The organism is Streptomyces sp. NPDC085900 (assembly GCF_044540925.1).
In the GTDB taxonomy this organism is placed as follows: domain Bacteria; phylum Actinomycetota; class Actinomycetes; order Streptomycetales; family Streptomycetaceae; genus Streptomyces; species Streptomyces gilvifuscus.
Map to the genome: position 1 here is coordinate 147133 of NZ_JBITSP010000010.1, position 18396 is coordinate 165528.

Consider the following 18396-nt stretch of genomic DNA (forward strand, 5'->3'; position numbering starts at 1 on the left):
GGCGGTGATCAGTTCAGCACCACGATTTCCGCCGCGTCGAACGCCACCCCGACCGTGTCCCCGACCTCCGGCGCCTCCCGCAGCGCGCACGCCGCCTCCAGCCGCGGCGCCTCCCGCGGCTGCAGGTGTACGGCGACGTGGGTGCCCTTGAAGGTGCGGGCGGCGACCGTGCAGCGCAGCCCCTCGTCGGCCGGGACGAGCCGGACGCCGGCGGGGCGGACGAGCAGGGTGCACGTGCCCTGGGGAGCGTCCTCGGGCACCGGCACCTTCCCCCAGGGGGTGTCCGCCGCCTCTCCCGCGACCGTGCCCTCCACCACGTTGTCGAAGCCGAGGAAGCGGGCCACGAACTCGTCCGCCGGCCGCTGCCACACCTGAAGCGGCGTACCGGACTGGGCGATCCGCCCGTCCCGCATCACCACGACCCGGTCGGCCAGCGCGAAGGCCTCGCCCTGGTCGTGCGTGACGGCCAGCACGGTCGTGCCCAACCGGCCGAAGAGCTCCCGGAGTTCGACGACCAGCCGCTCCCGCAGCGAGCGGTCGAGCTGGCCGAGCGGCTCGTCCAGCATCAGCAGCCGCGGCCGGGGCGCCAGGGCACGCGCCAGCGCCACCCGCTGCTGCTCACCGCCGGACAGCGAGGCGACGGCCCGGCGAGCGGCCCCCGGCAAGCCGACCAGCTCCAGCAACTCCCCCACACGATCGCCCTGTTCGGCCTTCGAGGCGCCGCGCATCCGCAGTCCGAAGGCGACGTTGCCACCCACGTCCCGCTGCGGGAACAGCTGATGGTCCTGGAACATCAGCCCCACCCCCCGCCGGTGCGCGGGCACGCCCGTCTGGTCCCGCCCGTCGAGCGAGACCCGTCCGGCGTCCAGCTCCTGCAGCCCCGCCACCACCCGCAGCAGCGTCGACTTGCCGCTGCCGCTCGGCCCGAGCACGCACACGACCTCGTGCTCGGCGACGTCGAGGCCGACGGTGTCGAGCACGGCCCGCCCACCGAAGCGGACGGTGGCGTCTTGCAGGCTCAGCAGCATTCAGAACTCCCCGGTCCGGTCGGTGCGCAGCCGCTCCAGCACCAGCAGCGCCACCGCGCACACCACCATCAGAATCGTCGAAAGGGCCATAGCCTGCCCGTAGTTGAGATCACCCGGCCGGCCGAGCAGCCGCGCCACGGCGACCGGCAAGGTCGGGTTGTCGGGCCGCGCGATGAACACGGTCGCCCCGAACTCCCCGAGCGACACGGCGAACGCGAACCCGGCCGCGACCAGCAGCGCCCGCCGCACCAGGGGCAGATCGACCTCGCGCCACACCCGCCACGGCGAAGCCCCCAGCACGGCCGCCGCCTCCCTCAGCCGCGTGTCCACGGCCCGCAGCACGGGCAGCATGGTCCGTACGACGAAGGGGGCGCCCACGAGCGCCTGGGCGAGCGGCACCAGGATCCACGACGACCTGAGGTCCAGCGGCGGCCGGTCCAGGGCGATCAGGAAACCGAAGCCGACGGTCACCGCGGAGACGCCCAGCGGCAGCATCAGCAGCGCGTCGAAGCCACGGACCAGCCGGCCGGCATCCCTCCGGGCGAGGGCCGCGGCGGCCAGCGCGCCGATCACCACGGCGATGGCGGTGGCGGCGAGGGCGTACTGCAGGGAGTTGCCGATCGCCTCGATCGGCGGGACGAGGAAGGTGTCGTCGTCCTTCGTCAGCGCCCGGTAGTAGCCGAAGTCCGAGCCGCCGAGCGAGCGTTGGACCAGCACGGCGAGCGGGAGGAGCAGCAGTACGGCGATGCTGGCGAGGACTCCGGCCAGCAGCGCCCACTGCCCCGCCCCGCGCGGCCGCCGGGCGGTGCCGCCCGCGTCCACCAGCCGCAGGGCGCTCTCCCGGCGCCGTATAGTCCACGCGTGCACGGCGAGGATCGCGCCGACCGCGACGAACTGCACGATCGTCAGGACCGCGGCGGTGGACAGGTCGAAGATCTCGGAGGTCTGCCGGTAGATCTCGACCTCCAGGGTGGAGAAGGTCGGCCCGCCGAGGATCTGCACCACGCCGAAGGAGGTGAAGGTGAAGAGGAAGACCATCAGCGCGGCGGCGGCCACGGCGGGTCCGAGCGCCGGCAGGGTGACCGTGCGCCAGGCCCGGAAGCGGGACGCGCCGAGCATGCGCGCCGCCTCCTCCTGCCGCGGGTCCAGCTGCCCCCACAGCCCGCCGACGGTCCGCACGACGACGGCGTAGTTGAAGAAGACGTGCGCCAGCAGGATGGCCCACACGGTGGTGTCCAGCCGTACGCCCCACAGCTCGTCCAGCAGTCCCCCGCGTCCGACGAGCGCCAGGAACGCCGTACCGACGACGACGGTCGGCAGGACGAAGGGGACGGTGACGACGGCCCGCAGGACCTGTCTGCCGGGGAAGTCGAAGCGGGCGAAGACGTACGCGCCCGGGAGTGCGATCAGCAGCGTGAGCGCGGTGGAGGCGAGCGCCTGCCAGGTGGTGAACCACAGGACGTGCCGGATGTCGGACTGCGCGACGACGTCCGCGATCCGGCCGAGGTGCCACGTCCCGTCCGTCTTCAGCCCGCGCGCCACGATCGCGGCGACGGGCCAGGCGAAGAACACGGCGAAGAACGCGACCGGCAGGGCCATCAGGCCGAGCCGAGCCGCGCTCCCCCGCCGCGCCGGGCGCGGGGCTACTTCAGTACGAGTGACGTCCACGACTTGACCCACTGGTCACGGTTGGCGGCGATCTTCGTCGGGGCCATGGTCTCCGGGTCCTTGGCGGCGGGGCCGTACTCGGTGAACTCCTTGGGCACCTTCGCACCCTCGACCACCGGGTAGACGAACATGTTCAGCGGCATGTCCTGCTGGAACTCCTTGCCGAGCAGGAAGTCGATGAACGCCTTGCCGCCCTTGGCGTTCTTCGCGTTGCCGAGCAGACCGGCGTACTCGATCTGCCGGAAGCAGGTGCCGTACGACGTCCCGGTCGGCGCGGTCTTGGGCCGCGGGTCGGCGAAGACGACCTCGGCGGGCGGCGAGGAGGCGTAGGAGACGACGAGCGGGCGGTCGGCCTTGGCCTTCTTGCCGCCTGCCGAGCCGGAGAACTCCTGGTTGTAGGCCTGCTCCCAGCCGTCGACGACCTTCACGCCGTTGGCCTTGAGCTTCTTCCAGTAGCCCTGCCAGCCGTCGTCGCCGTACTGCGCGGCGCTGCCGAGCAGGAAGCCGAGGCCGGGCGAGGAGGTGGAGGCGTTCTCGGTGACGAGGAGGTTCTTGTAGGCGGGCTTGACCAGGTCGTCGAAGGACTGCGGCGGGGTCAGCCGGTGCTTGCTGAAGTAGGCCTTGTCGTAGTTGACGCAGATGTCGCCGTAGTCGATGGGGGTGACCCGGTGCTTGCCGGGGTCGACGCGGAACTGCGGCCGGACGGTGTCGGCGCCCTTGGCCTCGTAGGACTGGAAGAGACCGTTGTCGAGGGCCCGCGACAGCAGGGTGTTGTCGACGCCGAAGAAGACGTCGCCCTGCGGGTTGTCCTTGGTGAGCAGGGCCTTGTTGACGGCCTGGCCGGCGTCGCCGCTCTTGAGGACCCTGACCTTGTAGCCGGACTTCTTCTCGAAGTCGGCGAGGACGCTCTTGGAGACGGCCCACGAGTCATGGCTGACGAGCGTGACGGTCTTGGACTCGCCGGACGACTGGCCGCCGGCCGACGACGATCCGCAGGCGGACAAGGTGATCAGGCCGAGGCCGACGGCCGCGGCGACGAACGTCTTGGTGTGCACTGAAGTTCCTCCTGGGTGACCAGGAAGAGACGCGGCCCCGCCCAGAAGGATCTGGGCAGGGCGCAACAGCTTGAGTGATGACCGAACTTCCTACCCAGAATGACCTGGGCAAGGTTCAGAGGGTCTGCGGCCCGGTTGCCGCACTCTCAGCGCTGTGGCGCTCCCCTGTCGGAATATGAATATGTATGGACGGCCTCAGGTTACCGCTCGGTGGCCGCGAGCTGACCACAGGCGCCGTCGATCTCCTGCCCGCGGGTGTCCCGGACGGTCACCGGCACCCCGTGCGCCGCGATGGCCTCGACGAACGCCTTCTCGTCCTCGGGCCGGGACGCGGTCCACTTCGAGCCGGGCGTCGGGTTGAGCGGGATGAGGTTGACGTGCACGGGCTTGCCCCGCAGCAGCCGCCCGAGCCGGTCGCCACGCCACGCCTGGTCGTTGATGTCACGGATGAGCGCGTACTCGATGCTCAGCCGCCGCCCGCTCTTCTCGACGTACTCGAACCCGGCGTCGAGCACCTCGCGCACCTTCCACCGCGTGTTCACGGGGACGAGGGTGTCGCGCAGCTCGTCGTCGGGGGCGTGCAGGGAGATCGCCAGCCGGCACTTGAAGCCCTCGTCGGCGAACCGGTGGATGGCGGGCACGAGCCCGACGGTCGAGACGGTGATCCCGCGCTGGGAGAGCCCGAGCCCGTCCGGGGCGGGGTCGGTGAGGGCCCGGACGGCCCCGACCACACGCTTGTAGTTGGCGAGCGGCTCGCCCATCCCCATGAAGACGATGTTGGACAGTCGCGCCGGCCCGCCGGGGACCTCTCCGTCCCGCAGCGCCCGCATCCCGTCCACGATCTGGTGGACGATCTCGGCGGTGGACAGATTCCGGTCGAGTCCCGCCTGCCCGGTGGCGCAGAACGGACAGTTCATCCCGCAGCCGGCCTGCGAGCTGATGCACATGGTCACCCGGTCCGGGTACCGCATCAGCACGGACTCGACGAGCGTGCCGTCGAACAGCCGCCACAGCGTCTTGCGGGTCGTGCCCTGGTCGGTCGACAGATGCCGTACGACCGTCATCAGCTCGGGCAGCAGCGCCTCCTGCAGCTTCCCGCGCGAGCCGGCCGGGATGTCCGTCCACTCCGCCGGATCGTGCGCGTACCGCGCGAAGTAGTGCTGCGAGAGCTGCTTGGCACGAAACGGCTTCTCCCCGATCTCGGCCACCGCGTCCTTGCGCTCGGCGGGCGTGAGATCAGCGAGATGCCGCGGCGGCTTCTTGGCTCCGCGGGGGGCGACGAAAGTGAGTTCTCCGGGCTTCGGCATAACCCTTCCAGTGTGGCAGATCATCGCCGGGGGCCCAGGCCGGAGCGGGGTGGGGGTGGTCACCCGCGGACGGCGCCTGTGCCTTGGTCGGCTTCGCACGGCCCAGGTGCGGCCTCCGGGGATGGGATGATCCCTCCGGAGGGGTGCGAGTGGACATGCTCGAACTGATGGAGTGGCTGGCCGAGCGCGGCGTCACGACCGTTTTCAAGGTCGACGGTGAACGCATGGTCGAGCGACGGGCGGCATGGATGGTCATCGTCAGCGGCGGGTCGCTCGGTGAGGACTCGTTCTTCCGCGCTGACCTGGCCAGGCCAGACGCATGCCTTGAATCGTTGCTCGCTCACTTGGAGAGCAAGGGTCTGTCGCCGTTCGCATGATCAACGTGCCAGCGATGTCACCGTGGGTTCACATCCCACCGCGCCCCGGGCTGCCCGGCCCGGTGAGGGCGGCCCGGGGTGTTCTGCCGCGGAGCTCGCCTCAGGCGGCCGTGTGTTCCAGCTTGTCCTTCAGCAGGCGTTCGTTGCGCGGCATCTCCTTGCGGGCCTGGGGGCGGACGATGAGGGGCAGCAGGAGCTTGCCGATGCCGTGGCCCTCGAAGTCGAGGTCCATCGTCACGTGGGTGCGTCGGCCGTCGTCGAGGGGGGTGAGCTCGGCGTGGAACCTGCCCCTGACCGGGCCGTCGATTCCGTGCACGGACCAGGAGTGCTGCGGGTCGTACTGGGTGCACTCCATGGTCATCGGCATCTCGCGCCGACCCATGTGCCGGGTGACGCGGACGCGGGAGCCCAGACCGAAGGGGCGGTCGTCGAGTTGTTCGGCGGCGATCGCGCTCAGTTGCCATTCCGGCAGGTGGGATGGATCGGTGACGTACGCCCAGACATCCTCGGGACGGCGGTCCACGTCGAACTCTTCATGGATGGCGGACATGGCGCCTCCTCTTCGGGACATTCCCTTTGAGGGCTTACACCGGGATCGTCCCACTCGCCCGACGGCCGCGCCATCGAGCGAGCGGGACTTGTGAAGCCGCCGGCCGGACCGTCAGCCGGATCCCACGAACAGCACCAGCAGCAGCCACACCACGGGAGCCGTCGGCAGCAGCGAGTCCAGGCGGTCCATGATGCCGCCGTGGCCCGGCAGCAGCGTGCCCATGTCCTTGATGCCCAGGTCCCGCTTGATCATCGACTCGCCGAGGTCGCCCAGCGTGGCGCTGGCCGCGACCGCGAAGCCGAGGACGAGGCCCTGCCACCAGGCGCCGTCGTCGATCAGGAACTGCATGCACAGCGCGCCCGCGACCATCGCGAACGACACCGCGCCGAGCAGGCCCTCCCGGGTCTTGCCCGGGCTGATGCGCGGCGCCAGCTTGTGCCGGCCGAAGCGCCAGCCGACGGCGTACGCGCCCGTGTCGCTGACCACCGTCAGCAGCAGGAAGGTCAGCACCCGCCACGGGCCGTCGTCGGCCGTCAGCATCATGGCGACGAAGGTCGCCAGGAACGGGACGTAGAAGGCCGCGAAGACGCCCGCCGTGACGTCCTTGAGGTAACCCTCCGGCGGTTCCGTCATGCGCCAGACGAGGACCGCGAGCGCCGTCAGCGCCATCGCCACCCACGCGCCGTCGGCGCCGCGCACGTACCCGGCGACGACCATCGCGGCGCCGCCGAGCGCCAGCGGAACGAGGGGCGCCTTGATGCCCTTGCGCTCCTGCAGCCTGCTGGTCAGTTCCCACAGGCCGACGACCACCGCGACCGCGATGACGCCGACGAAGACGGCCTTGACGACGAACAGCGACGCGATGATCACCACGCCGAGCCCGACGCCGACCCCTATGGCCGCGCCCAGGTCGCGCCCCGCGCTCTTCTTCTGCGGCGGCGGCGCCGGCTGAGGGGCGTCGGGCATGGGCTCCGGATTCTGCTGCGCCGCCGGGTGGGGCGGCGCCTGCGGCATGTCGTAGGTCTGCGCCTGCGGCGGTTCGTCGCGGAACAAGGGGCCGCTCAGCCGAGCGGCCCCCCGGTCGTCATCCTGGTCTTCGCCGTATCGAGGTACGGGTCCGTCGGGCACGATGGGCATGGGGCGAGTGTGCTGCGCCTCAGGCGCATCGTACGCGGGACCCGCCGGGGCAGCCCCCTGGACAGGCCCCTGGTCGGTGGGCCCCCAGTAGCCGCCCTGCGACCCGGTGTGTGGCGGCGCTCCCCAGGAAGAGTCGTTCATCAGACCTCGAGCAGCTCCGCTTCCTTGTGCTTCAGGAGCTCGTCGACCTGTGCCACGTACTTGTGGGTGGAGTCGTCGAGTTCCTTCTCAGCACGGCGGCCCTCGTCCTCACCGACCTCGCCGTCCTTGATCAGCTTGTCGATGGCGTCCTTGGCCTTGCGGCGCACGGAGCGGATGGACACGCGCGCGTCCTCGGCCTTGCCCTTGGCGACCTTGATGTAGTCGCGGCGGCGCTCCTCGGTGAGCTCGGGGAACACCACCCGGATGATGTTGCCGTCGTTGCTCGGGTTGACACCCAGATCGGAGTCGCGGATGGCCTGCTCGATGTTGCGCAGGGCCGTCTTGTCGAACGGGGTCACGACCGCCATGCGCGGCTCCGGCACGGAGAACGAAGCCAGCTGGTTGATCGGTGTCGGCGCGCCGTAGTAGTCGGCCACGATCTTGTTGAACATCGCCGGGTGCGCACGACCGGTGCGGATCGCGGCGAAGTCCTCCTTGGCGACCACGACGGCCTTCTCCATCTTCTCCTCGGCCTCGAGGAGGGTCTCTTCGATCACCACTTGCTCCTGCGTGTCTTGAGTGAGGCCCGGCTGCGGTTCCTAGGTGGGGGCGGCGGCCGGCTGCGTCGCGTCTTCTTCCTGCACGGTTCCCGACCTGCGGGACATTGTCCATCCCCCGGTCAGGGTCCGTAGGTGTTGCCTGTCAGTCCCGGCTGTCCTGGTCACCCACCAGCGTGCCGATCTTCTCACCCTTGACGGCGCGGGCGATATTGCCCTCGGCCAGAAGCTCGAAGACGAGGATCGGGAGCTTGTTGTCGCGGCACAGCGTGATGGCGGTGGCGTCGGCGACCTTGAGGTCGCGGGTGATGACCTCGCCGTAGCCGAGGGAGTCGAACTTGACGGCGTCCGGGTTGCGCTTGGGGTCGGAGTCGTAGACCCCGTCGACGCCGTTCTTGCCCATCAGCAGCGCCTCGGCGTCGATCTCCAGGGCGCGCTGGGCGGCGGTGGTGTCGGTGGAGAAGTAGGGCATGCCCATACCGGCGCCGAAGATGACCACGCGGCCCTTCTCCAGGTGACGGATGGCGCGCAGCGGGATGTACGGCTCGGCGACCTGGCCCATGGTGATGGCGGTCTGCACCCGGGACTGGATGCCCTCCTTCTCCAGGAAGTCCTGGAGGGCGAGGCAGTTCATCACGGTGCCGAGCATGCCCATGTAGTCCGAGCGGGCCCGGTCCATGCCGCGCTGCTGGAGCTCGGCGCCGCGGAAGAAGTTGCCGCCGCCGATGACCACCGCGACCTGGGCGCCGTCGCGGACGACGGCGGCGATCTCACGGGCGATCTTGTGCACCACGTCGGGGTCGACCCCCAGGCCCCCACCACCGGAGAAGGCCTCACCGGACAGCTTCAGCAGAAACCGGCCGCGTACTTTGCCGTCGTCGCTCTTCTGGGGCTTGGTGGTCATGGAGATCCCGCCTCTTTCACGTGTTGCACATACGAAGAAGGCCATTGCCGCTGGGGTGGCATTTCGCTCCCATGCTCGGCAATGGCCTCCTCGTCAGATCCGCTGTCGTCCGTCACCCGCTGACAACTGCGTACGACCCTATCGGGGTCGCGCGCCGATCGCGGTACGGACTCAGATGCCGACCTTGATGCGCGTGAAGCGCTTCAGGGTGACACCGGCCTCGTCCAGGACCTTCTGGACGGACTTCTTGTTGTCGAGCGCGTACGGCTGGCCGAGCAGCGTGGCGTCCTTGAAGAAGCCGTTGAGGCGACCCTCGACGATCTTCGGCAGGGCGGCCTCGGGCTTGCCCTCGGCGCGGGTGGTCTCCTCGGCGACGCGGCGCTCGGACTCGACGACCTCGGCCGGCACGTCCTCCTTGGAGAGGTACTTCGGCGCGAAGGCGGCGATGTGCTGGGCGACGCCCTTGGCGATCTCGGCGTTGGGCTTGTCGAGCTCGACCAGGACACCGATCTGCGGGGGCAGGTCGGGCATCGTGCGGTGCATGTACGCCGTCACGTAGCCGTCGGCGAACTGCGCGAAGCGGTCCAGGACGATCTTCTCGCCGAGGTTGGCGTTGGCCTCGTCCACGAACGCCTGGACGGTCTTGCCGGCCTCGATCTCGGAGGCGAGCAGGGCCTCGAGGTCGGCCGGGGACGTCTTGGCGACGTGCTCGGCGATCTGGTTGGCGACGGCCTGGAACTTCTCGCCCTTGGCGACGAAGTCCGTCTCGCACTTCAGCTCGACCAGGACGCCGGAGGAGTTGTCGTCGGCGATGATGGAGACCACGGCGCCGTTCTCGGCGGAGCGGCCCTCGCGCTTGGCGACGCCCTTCTGGCCCTTGATGCGCAGCGCCTCGACGGCCTTCTCGACGTTGCCCTCGGCCTCGTCCAGCGCCTTCTTGCAGTCCATCATGCCGGCGCCGGTGAGCTCACGAAGCTTCTTGACGTCGGCGGCGGTGTAGTTCGCCATGAGTCTGTGAATCTTTCTCGAAGTCTGGAAGATCGAAGATCTACGGGGTCTGTGGCCCCCATGTGGTCGGGGGCCGCTGACTCACCGCCGACCTACGGGTGAACGGCGGGAGCGGGTTTCATGGCCCGCTCCCGCCGTCAACTTCTGACGCTGACGGGTCAGGCCTGCTCGGCGTCCGCGGCCGGAGCGGCCTCGGCGGCCGGCGCCTCGGCCTCGGGGGCCTCGGCAGCGGGGGCCTCGGCAGCCGGGGCCTCGGCAGCGGCCTCGGCCGGCTTCTCGGCCTCGGCGGCCGGAGCCTCGTCGGCCTTCTTCTCGCCCTCGAGCAGGTCGCGCTCCCACTCGGCGAGCGGCTCGCCCGCGGCCTTCTCCTTGCCCTCGGTGGCGACACCGCTGCGGGCGATGAGGCCCTCGGCGACGGCGTCGGCGATCACGCGGGTGAGCAGGGTGACGGAGCGGATCGCGTCGTCGTTGCCCGGGATCTTGTAGTCGACCTCGTCGGGGTCGCAGTTGGTGTCGAGGATGGCGACGACCGGGATGTTGAGCTTCCGGGCCTCACCGACCGCGATGTGCTCCTTCTTGGTGTCCACGATCCAGACGGCGCTGGGCACCTTCTGCATCTCGCGGATACCGCCGAGGGTCTTCTCCAGCTTGGCCTTCTCGCGCGAGAGCACGAGAAGCTCCTTCTTGGTCAGACCCGAGGCCGCGACGTCCTCGAAGTCGATCTGCTCGAGCTCCTTGAGGCGCTGCAGACGCTTGTAGACGGTGGAGAAGTTGGTGAGCATGCCGCCCAGCCAGCGCTGGTTGACGTAGGGCATGCCGACGCGGGTGGCCTGCTCGGCGATGGCCTCCTGCGCCTGCTTCTTCGTGCCGACGAACATGACCGTGCCGCCGTGGGCGACGGTCTCCTTGACGAACTCGTAGGCGCGGTCGATGTACGACAGCGACTGGAGCAGGTCGATGATGTAGATGCCGTTGCGCTCCGTGAAGATGAAGCGCTTCATCTTCGGGTTCCAACGACGGGTCTGGTGACCGAAGTGGACGCCGCTCTCCAGCAGCTCCCGCATCGTGACGACGGCCATGGCCGTATCTCCTTGAGTTTCTCGGTTGTGCCGCGGGGACCGGACGGCTCCCGCGCCTGACGCCCGCGTGCGCCTTGCCACGAGGGACCGAGAGGCGCTGACACCGGCTTGTGACCACCTGATGTCGGGGCGTGCGAAGTCGACCCGGTGACCCGGATCGCCAGAAGAAGTGTACGGGACCGGCGGGGCACCGGGTGACGCCGCTGTCCACAACCCGGGAGTTGTCCACAGATCCCGGCCATGGTCGGCGGGGATGCGGGACGGTTTCCCCATGCGAGCGAAGCGATACGTACGCCTGACGGCGGCGGGGCTACCGGCTCTGACGTGGGCCGTTCTGACCCCGTGGGCATGGGCGCAGCCCCCGCCCGTCCCGGCCGCCCCCTCCCTCGGCGCGCCCGCGATCGGCCGCGCCTGGCCGGTGGGCAGCCACCCCGTGGTGCTACGCGGCTGGGAGCCCCCGGCGACGGTCTACGGCCCCGGTCACCGCGGCGTGGACCTGGCGGCGCCGGCCGGGACACCGGTGCGCGCCGTGGCGGCCGGCCGGGTCTCCTTCGCGGGCCGGGTGGCGGGCCGGGGCGTGGTCTCGGTGGAGCTGAGCGGAACGGATCTGCGCACGACGTACGAACCGGTGCGGGCGTCCGTGCGCGAAGGCGAGGAGGTGACGGCGGGCGAGGTGGTGGGCGCGGTGGAGCCGACGGGCGCGCACTGCGCCGTCACGTGCGTGCACTGGGGCCTGCTCAGCGGGCGGACCTATCTGGATCCCCTGTCGCTGCTCCCGCCGTGGCTGCTGCGCGGCGGGCCGTCGAGACTGCTGCCCGTGCTCGGAGTGCCTCTGCCCGGGCCTGCCTCAGCCGCGAACGCTCCGTAGCGCCATGCCTGCCACCTCAGCCGCGAACGCCCCGCAGCGCCATGCCCACCGCCGCGTCCGCGACCACCGCGGGGTCCTCGGCGCCGAGTTCGATCCGCCGCACGGCCGCGTCCACGACGCCCTGCACCAGCATCGCGGCGAGCCGGGGCTCCGCGTGCCCCATCTCCGCCAGCGCCTCGACGATCATCGCGACGAGCCCGCCGTGGGCCGCCCGGATCCGCTCCCGCGCCCCGGCGTCCAGCTCGCTCGCCGAGATCGCGACCACGGCCCGGTGCCGCCGGTCCCCGACCAGCTCCAGCTGCCGCCGCACGTAGGCCGCGATCCGGTCCTCGGCCGTGGCCTCCCGCTCCATGGCGGCTCCGACCTCGGCCGCCCACACGGGGAAGTCGACCTCGCACAGTTCCTCGACCACCGCGGCCCGCGACCGGAAGTACTCGTACACGGACGACCGCGCCAGGCCCGTACGCTCGGCGAGCGCCGGGAACGTCAGCGCCTCCGTCCCGCCGTCGGACAGCAGGGACCGAGCCGCGTCCAGCAGGGCGGCTCGCTGCATCGACCGGTGTTCGGCCACGGAGGCCGCTCGAATCCTTGGCACGTCAACCACTTTACGGACGCGCCACCTCCGACGGGAGCGAGTCACGCTCTCCGGCGGGCCGTCACCGCCCGAAGCCGGCCAGCTTCGCCCGCAGCTGCAGCACCGACTTGGTGTGGATCTGGCTCACCCGGCTCTCGGTCACCCCGAGCACGTTGCCGATCTCGGCGAGCGTCAGTCCCTCGTAGTAGTACAGCGTGACGACGGTCTTCTCCCGCTCGGGCAGGGTGTTGATGGCCCGCGCCAGGAAGCGTCGCAGCTCCCGGTCCTCGGCGACCTCCACGGGGTTGTCCGCGGCGGTGTCCTCCAGGGTGTCCATCAGGCTCAGCCGGTCGCCGCCCTCACCGCCCACGTGCAGCAGCTCCTCCAGCGCCACCACGTTGGCCAGCGACAACTGGCTGAACACGGCGTGGAGATCGTCCACCGCGATGCCCATCTCGGCGGCCACCTCCCCCTCCGACGGTGTCCGTCTGAGCCGCGCCTCCAGCGTCGCGTACGCCCGCTCGACGTTGCGCGCCTTCTGCCGCACCGAGCGCGGGATCCAGTCCAGCGCCCGCAGCTCGTCGATCATCGCGCCACGGATCCGGGTGATCGCGTACGTCTCGAACTTGATCTCCCGGTCGACGTCGAACTTCTCGATCGCGTCGATCAGCCCGAAGACGCCGGACGAGACGAAGTCGGCCTGCTCGACATTGGGCGGCAGACCGACGCTCACCCGTCCCGCCACGTATTTGACCAGCGGCGAGTAGTGCAGGATGAGCTGCTCCCGCAGCCGCTCGTCCCCCGTCGCCTTGTACGACCGCCACAGCTCGTCGAGCGTCGAGGGAGCGGGCGGCCGCACGCTGCCACCGTCACGGGCGGCTGGGGGGATCGCCGCCCGGTCGGACCCGGAGGTGTGCTGGGGCATTCGTCGCCTTGTGCCGTTCTGCCGTGAAGTACGCGTTCTACGTGAAGTGCGTCGGAATCCCCGTGAGCGTAGCGTGACTGAAGCGTCGCGTTGTGCGAGGAACAGCGCGGAACGGGTACGCAGATGCGTCCCGAGGGGTGCCCCACCCGTTCCCGGCGATTGCCGTGCGTGACCGTCCGGAACCATCCCTCAGGGGTGTTTGCCCAGGTGCCGGGCGTTCCCCCGGACGGCCGAACACGCTCCGTCGACATCGACCACCCCCTCCCGCCCGGAGATCACGGCCTGGCGCGTCAACTTCCAGCCGTCGCCGTGTCGTTCGACGTAACCAAGTGATCGGAGTTCGTACAGGCGCGCGACCGCGTCCTCCTGCGAGGTCTGTGCGCCTCGCGCGACGGCTGCGGCCGACGCCGTGCCACGCCCGGGCAGCGCGGCGAGCACGCGCCGGGCGGCGGCCTCCAGCAGGTCCCTGGGCAGCACGGGTCCGCGCCGTTCCGGTGCCAGCTGGCCCATGTCGCCGACCACTTCGACGACTTCCGCGGGGTCGGTGACGAGCACGGCGTCGCCCCGCAGGAGCTCGTGCACCCCGGCCGACAGGCCGCTGGTGGCCGGGCCGGGCACCCCCATCGTGTGCCGGCCGAGCCGCTGCGCCGCCCGGGCCGTGACCAGCGAGCCGCTGCGGTGAGCGGCTTCGACGACGACGGTGCCCCTGGTCAGCGCGGCGATGACCCGGTTGCGGACGACGAATCGGCCCGCCGTCGGGTGCTCTCCGGGCGGCAGCTCCCCGACGACGAGTCCCTGCTCCGCGATCCGGTTGATCAGCTCGGTGTGCCCGCGGGGGTAGGGCCGGTCGACCCCGCAGGCCAGTACGGCGACGGTGGCGCCGCCGGCGCCGAGCGCGCCCCGGTGTGCGGCGCCGTCGACTCCGTAGGCGCCGCCGGAGACCACCACCCAGCCGTGCTCGGCCAGACCCGCGCCGAGCGTGGCCGCCATGTGGGCGCCGTACTCGGTGCAGGCGCGGGCGCCGACGACGGCGACGGATCTCAGCGCCCACATCCGCAAGCTGGGCCGACCCCGCACCCACAGTCCCAGGGGGCGGGCGTCCCCCAGGTCGTCGAGCTGGCCGGGCCACTCCGGGCCGCCGGGCACCACGAACCGCACACCGGCGTCCCGTGCGGCCCTCAGATCGCCTCCGGCGTCCGCCTCCCGGGCCCGCCCGAGCATCCCCGCCCACCGCCTGTCGCTGACACCGGCCGGCCGCGGCCCCTCGTCCCGCAGAACCCGCGCCACCTCCACGGGTCCCCACTCCCGAACCCACCGCCCCCCGACCGGGTCCCCGGGTTCGAAGACCCGACAGAGCAGCACCCGCGCGAGCAGCTCGTCGTCCGGGTCCTCGTGCGCGCTCACGTCAGCGCTCCGATGGCCATCGGCACGCCCCTCGGCACTCCGGTACGCAGCTGCAGCGCGAGGGCGACGTCCGTGGCGTCCGGCCTGTCGTGACCGACGAGATCGGCGACCGTCCAGGCGACCCGCAGGACGCGGTCGAGTCCGCGGGCGGTCAGGACGCCCCGCTCCAGGTTGCGCTCGGCCTCGTCCATCGCGCCGCTCGCCGCGTGCCAGCGGCTGCGCAGTTCCCGGCCGGGGATCTCGCTGTTGGTCCGCCAGGGTGTGCCGGCGAGCCGGGCCGCCGCCCGTTGCCTGGCCGCCCGCACCCGGTCGGCGACCGTCGCCGTGGACTCGCCGCGTGCGCCGCGCCGCGTCAGTTCGGCGCGCGTGACCCGGTCCACCTCGACGCGGAGGTCGACGCGGTCGAGCAGTGGGCCGGACAGCCGCGCCTGGTAGCGGCGGACGGCCGAGGGCGGACACTCGCAGAAGTCGTCGGTCTGCGAGAAGCGGCCGCAGGGGCAGGGGTTGGCGACGAGCACCATCAGGAACTTCGCAGGGAACCGCACGACTCCGGCGCTGCGGGCGATCACGACATGGCCGGCCTCCAGCGGCTGCCGCAGCGCGTCGAGGGCCCGGCTGCTGAACTCGGGGGTCTCGTCCAAAAAGAGGATGCCGCGGTGCGACAGGGACACGGCCCCGGGGCGCGCGACTCCCTGTCCGCCGCCCACGAGCGCCTGCATGGTCGCCGAGTGGTGCGGGGCGCAGTACGGGGCGACATCGATCAGCGGCTTGCCCGGCGGCAGCAGGCCCGCCACCGAGTGGACGGCCGTGACCTCCAGCGACTCCTCGCGGGTGAGCGGAGGCAGGATGGCCGGCAGCCGTTCCGCGAGCATCGTCTTGCCGGCACCCGGCGGGCCCTCCAGGAACAGGTGGTGTCCGCCCGCCGCGGCGACCTCCACCGCCGTGCGCGCCGAGATCTGGCCGACGACGTCGGCGAGGTCGTGGCCCTGCTCGTGCTGGGCTGCACCGAGGCTGCGCATGCCCGTGGCCGCGCCCGTGCCGGGCACCCGCAGACCGGCGAGGAGGGGATCCGGGCGGCCCAGGTCGTCCGGTGCCTCCTCGGGTACCGGCTCGTCCGCCAGGACGGCGATCAGCTGCCGCAGGCTGCGCACCCCGAGGACGGAGACGCCGGGCACCAGCGAGGCCTCGGCGGCCGCGCACTCGGGCACGACCACCTGCTCGTATCCGGCGTCCGCCGCGGCGAGCACCGCCGGCAGGATGCCCCGGACCGGGCGCACCCGGCCGTCCAGCCCGAGCTCCCCGATCATGACGATGTCGGCCAGCACCCGAGGATCGATCCGCTCGGAGGCACCGAGCACCGCGCAGGCCACGGCGAGGTCGAACCCGCTGCCCGCCTTCGGCACCGAAGCCGGGCTGAGCCCGACCGTGAGCTTCTTCTGCGGCCACTCGCCGCCGGAGTTGACGACCGCGGCCCGGACCCGGTCCCTGCTCTCGGTGAGGCTCTTGTCGGGCAGTCCCACCAGGGTGAACGCGGCCACTCCCGGTTCCAGGTCGGCCTGGACCTCGACGACGACACCCTCGACGCCCACCAGCGCCACCGAACACGTACGAGCGAACCCCATCTCAGGCCACCCCCCGCGCGTGCTCGACGCGGGCGGCCCCGCGCCCGGGCAGGAGGACGCCGACCAGGTCGATGCGGACCCCTCCCGGCGGCGCACCGCCGTGGGCGTGGATCCAGTGTTCGGCGAGAGTTCGCAGTCGCCGGGCCTTCTCGGGCGGGACCGCGGCCATGGGGTGCTGGAAGGAACCCGCCCGCCGCGTCTTCACCTCGCAGACGACCAGCACCTCGCCGTCCCGCGCCACGATGTCGATCTCTCCGGACCTGCCGCAGCGCCAGTTGCGCTCCAGCACCGTCATCCCGGCCTCGGTCAGCCGGCGGGCGGCCAGGTCTTCTCCGTACTTGCCGAGTGCGCTCCGTGCGTTCATGTCGGCACCACCTCCGGCGCCAACCGTCACGCATCCACCCGGGTCAAGTGGATCTTGGTGGACTACTCACCGGTTGTGGAAAACTCCGTCACTCACACAGGTGAACAGTGGAGCGGCTCAGCTGCTCGGCAAGGGAGCGATTCAGCTGCTCGGCAGCTCGAGGTCGCTCTTGTTGAGCTCCTCGATGTTCACGTCCTTGAACGTCAGCACGCGGACCTGCTTCACGAAGCGCGCAGGCCGGTACATGTCCCACACCCAGGCATCCGCCATCGACACCTCGAAGAACACCTCACCCTGAACCGAGTGCACCTGCATCTCGTAGTCGTTGGTCAGGTAGAAGCGCCGCTCGGTCTCGATCACATATTTGAACAGACCGACGACATCGCGGTACTCCCGGTAGAGCTTCAGCTCCATCTCGGTCTCGTACTTCTCGAGGTCCTCGGCGCTCATGGCATGTTCCCCTTCAGCCGTGCGATCCCCCCATTGTGCGCCAGTCCCGCGCGCCCCCAGTCGATTTCCGGGTCACTGGACGACTTCCGGGTCGAGGGTCACGGGCCTGGCCGGGGGACCTTCGTCGAGCAGCCGGCTCAGCAGCTCGGCGAGTCTGGTCGGATACACCGTCTCATGTGCCCGGGTCAGTTCCGCACACGTCCACCACCGCGCACCGGACACGCTGCGCCGTTCCAGCTCCGTCAGGGCCGTGGCCCGCGTCTCCGTCCGGTCCGTACGGGCCAGGTAGTACCACTCGTCCTGGTCCCAGCGGCGGCCGGCGAACGGGAACGAGCACATCCGCCGCCACAGCACCGGTCCGAGCTCGACCTCGGTGATTCCGGTCTCCTCGGCGAGTTCCCGCAAGGCTGCCTCTTCACGACTCTCCTCGCCCTCCAGTCCGCCGCCCGGCGTGAACCACCAGTCGTCGGCCGGATCGTCCGGCTCGTGTCCGTGCAGCAGCAGGATGCGGTCCTCGGGGTCCAGCAGGACGACCCGGGCGACCTTGCGCAGTCCGCCCGGGGAGGGGTCCTCGTGCGCGTCGGTCACCTCAGCGGGCACCCACGGGCTCCGTCCGCGTGCGGGCGCGGCGGTTGCCCAGCCGCTTGGCGATCGGCCCGTAGGCCCCGCCGCCGAGGACCAGGACGCCTCCGACGACGATGAGGGTGACGATCAGCCGCAGCGGTCCCGGCGTGGACAGCGCGCCCAGCGTCTCGAAGCCGGTCGGGCGCTCCAGCATGCCCTTCATGGGCCAGGCGACGGCGTCCACGCGGGCGGTCACGGCGGAGCGCGCGACGGTGCCCTGGGCGGCGTCGCTGAGGTGGGCGGAGGAGTCCAGGGAGCCCGAGCGCTCGTCGCCGAGCAGGAACAGGCGGCCCTGGGGGACCTTCACGGCCGGGATCTTCTTGTCCTCGACGGCGCCGCCCTTGAGGTAGCCCTCGTCGATCTGCTTGCCGTTGACGGTCAGCTTGCCGTCGGTGCAGCAGGAGACCGTGTCGCCGCCGACGGCCACCACCCGCTTGACCACGGAGGCGTTGGTGACCCAGGTCTTGTCGTTGAAGACGACGACGTCGCCCCGGCGGATCTCGCTGCCGTCGACGCGCTCCGCCAGCACGCGGTCACCGGCGTCGATGGTCGGTGTCATCGAGGTGGTCGGCACCGTGTACGGCCGGTACACCACCGCTCCCCAGCCGAAGCCGCCGAGGAACAGCACAATGCCCAGTGCGACGGCCAGTCCGGAAAGTCGCTGTCCGGTCTTGCTGCCCACCGGGCCCGTGCTCTTGCCACCGCTGCGCGGTGCCGTACGTGTCGTGCTCTCGCCACCCATGGACCCGCACCC

Annotated in this window: 20 protein-coding genes and 1 riboswitch; of the genes, 2 read left to right on the top strand and 18 right to left on the bottom strand. The window is 71.0% G+C overall.

Annotated features, from left to right (window positions below; translation table 11 throughout):
- Positions 1-8 precede the first annotated feature (8 nt).
- The 4 genes from ACIGDI_RS30735 to rlmN all read right to left on the bottom strand — a co-directional run bounded on the left by ACIGDI_RS30735 (position 9) and on the right by rlmN (position 5058).
- Positions 9-1028, bottom strand: coding sequence for an ABC transporter ATP-binding protein (locus ACIGDI_RS30735; RefSeq protein ID WP_399903381.1), 1020 nt, complete (start codon positions 1026-1028; stop codon positions 9-11).
- Positions 1029-2627 carry an ABC transporter permease gene (locus ACIGDI_RS30740; protein ID WP_399903384.1) on the bottom strand — a complete coding sequence of 533 codons (1599 nt, stop codon included), beginning with the start codon at positions 2625-2627 and terminating at the stop codon, positions 1029-1031.
- A gap of 44 nt (positions 2628-2671) precedes the next feature.
- Positions 2672-3751, bottom strand: coding sequence for a thiamine ABC transporter substrate binding subunit (locus ACIGDI_RS30745; RefSeq protein ID WP_399903387.1), 1080 nt, complete (start codon positions 3749-3751; stop codon positions 2672-2674).
- A gap of 69 nt (positions 3752-3820) precedes the next feature.
- Positions 3821-3928, bottom strand: a riboswitch (TPP riboswitch).
- A 23-nt stretch (positions 3929-3951) separates the two neighbouring features.
- Positions 3952-5058, bottom strand: a complete 1107-nt coding sequence (gene rlmN, locus ACIGDI_RS30750; protein WP_351568258.1) for a 23S rRNA (adenine(2503)-C(2))-methyltransferase RlmN — start codon at positions 5056-5058, stop codon at positions 3952-3954.
- A gap of 155 nt (positions 5059-5213) precedes the next feature.
- Here rlmN and ACIGDI_RS30755 point away from each other — a divergent pair, with 155 nt between their 5' ends.
- Entirely contained in the window at positions 5214-5435 is a 222-nt protein-coding gene (locus ACIGDI_RS30755; RefSeq protein WP_399903844.1) for a hypothetical protein, read from the top strand.
- 100 nt (positions 5436-5535) lie between these two features.
- On the opposite strand, the gene ACIGDI_RS30760 is transcribed toward ACIGDI_RS30755, so the two are convergent.
- The 6 genes from ACIGDI_RS30760 to rpsB form a co-directional block, all read right to left on the bottom strand.
- Positions 5536-5985: an SRPBCC family protein gene (locus tag ACIGDI_RS30760; protein WP_399903390.1), complete on the bottom strand. Its 450-nt coding sequence runs from the start codon at positions 5983-5985 to the stop codon at positions 5536-5538.
- Between the two features lie 111 nt (positions 5986-6096).
- Complete coding sequence (locus ACIGDI_RS30765) at positions 6097-7263, bottom strand: phosphatidate cytidylyltransferase (protein ID WP_399903393.1); 1167 nt, start codon at positions 7261-7263, stop codon at positions 6097-6099.
- Positions 7263-7820: a ribosome recycling factor gene (frr, locus tag ACIGDI_RS30770; RefSeq protein ID WP_030943211.1), complete on the bottom strand. Its 558-nt coding sequence runs from the start codon at positions 7818-7820 to the stop codon at positions 7263-7265. Before frr ends, ACIGDI_RS30765 begins: the two co-directional genes overlap by 1 nt.
- A 145-nt stretch (positions 7821-7965) precedes the next feature.
- A complete protein-coding gene (gene pyrH, locus ACIGDI_RS30775; RefSeq protein WP_200698364.1) occupies positions 7966-8724 on the bottom strand; it encodes a UMP kinase in 759 nt (252 codons plus the stop codon).
- Positions 8725-8895: 171 nt separating this feature from the next.
- Positions 8896-9732 (bottom strand): translation elongation factor Ts, encoded by an 837-nt coding sequence (gene tsf / locus ACIGDI_RS30780; RefSeq protein ID WP_200698365.1) that lies wholly within the window; start codon positions 9730-9732, stop codon positions 8896-8898.
- 158 nt (positions 9733-9890) lie between these two features.
- On the bottom strand, positions 9891-10811 hold the full coding sequence (gene rpsB, locus ACIGDI_RS30785; RefSeq protein ID WP_399903398.1) for a 30S ribosomal protein S2: 921 nt from the start codon (positions 10809-10811) through the stop codon (positions 9891-9893).
- Between the two features lie 271 nt (positions 10812-11082).
- On the opposite strand from rpsB, the gene ACIGDI_RS30790 reads away from it, so the two are divergent.
- On the top strand, positions 11083-11679 hold the full coding sequence (locus ACIGDI_RS30790) for a peptidoglycan DD-metalloendopeptidase family protein (protein WP_399903401.1): 597 nt from the start codon (positions 11083-11085) through the stop codon (positions 11677-11679).
- Between the two features lie 16 nt (positions 11680-11695).
- Here ACIGDI_RS30790 and ACIGDI_RS30795 read toward each other — a convergent pair whose 3' ends face one another.
- The 8 genes from ACIGDI_RS30795 to lepB form a co-directional block, all read right to left on the bottom strand.
- The gene (locus ACIGDI_RS30795) at positions 11696-12250 is read right to left on the bottom strand and encodes a TetR/AcrR family transcriptional regulator (protein WP_399903847.1); all 555 of its coding nucleotides are present in this window, start codon (positions 12248-12250) and stop codon (positions 11696-11698) included.
- A gap of 85 nt (positions 12251-12335) precedes the next feature.
- Positions 12336-13178 (bottom strand): RNA polymerase sigma factor WhiG, encoded by an 843-nt coding sequence (whiG, locus tag ACIGDI_RS30800; RefSeq protein ID WP_272177363.1) that lies wholly within the window; start codon positions 13176-13178, stop codon positions 12336-12338.
- A gap of 189 nt (positions 13179-13367) precedes the next feature.
- Complete coding sequence (gene dprA / locus ACIGDI_RS30805; protein WP_399903403.1) at positions 13368-14582, bottom strand: DNA-processing protein DprA; 1215 nt, start codon at positions 14580-14582, stop codon at positions 13368-13370.
- Positions 14579-16204 (bottom strand): YifB family Mg chelatase-like AAA ATPase, encoded by a 1626-nt coding sequence (locus ACIGDI_RS30810; RefSeq protein WP_399903406.1) that lies wholly within the window; start codon positions 16202-16204, stop codon positions 14579-14581. Before ACIGDI_RS30810 ends, dprA begins: the two co-directional genes overlap by 4 nt.
- Before the next feature lies 1 nt (position 16205).
- Complete coding sequence (locus ACIGDI_RS30815; RefSeq protein ID WP_399903409.1) at positions 16206-16568, bottom strand: YraN family protein; 363 nt, start codon at positions 16566-16568, stop codon at positions 16206-16208.
- 141 nt (positions 16569-16709) lie between these two features.
- Positions 16710-17018: a DUF2469 domain-containing protein gene (locus tag ACIGDI_RS30820; RefSeq protein ID WP_055510545.1), complete on the bottom strand. Its 309-nt coding sequence runs from the start codon at positions 17016-17018 to the stop codon at positions 16710-16712.
- 72 nt (positions 17019-17090) lie between these two features.
- The gene (locus tag ACIGDI_RS30825; protein WP_399903412.1) at positions 17091-17618 is read right to left on the bottom strand and encodes an NUDIX hydrolase; all 528 of its coding nucleotides are present in this window, start codon (positions 17616-17618) and stop codon (positions 17091-17093) included.
- Positions 17608-18384, bottom strand: coding sequence for a signal peptidase I (lepB, locus tag ACIGDI_RS30830; protein WP_399903414.1), 777 nt, complete (start codon positions 18382-18384; stop codon positions 17608-17610). The genes ACIGDI_RS30825 and lepB overlap by 11 nt, the downstream gene beginning before the upstream one ends.
- Positions 18385-18396: the final 12 nt, after the last annotated feature.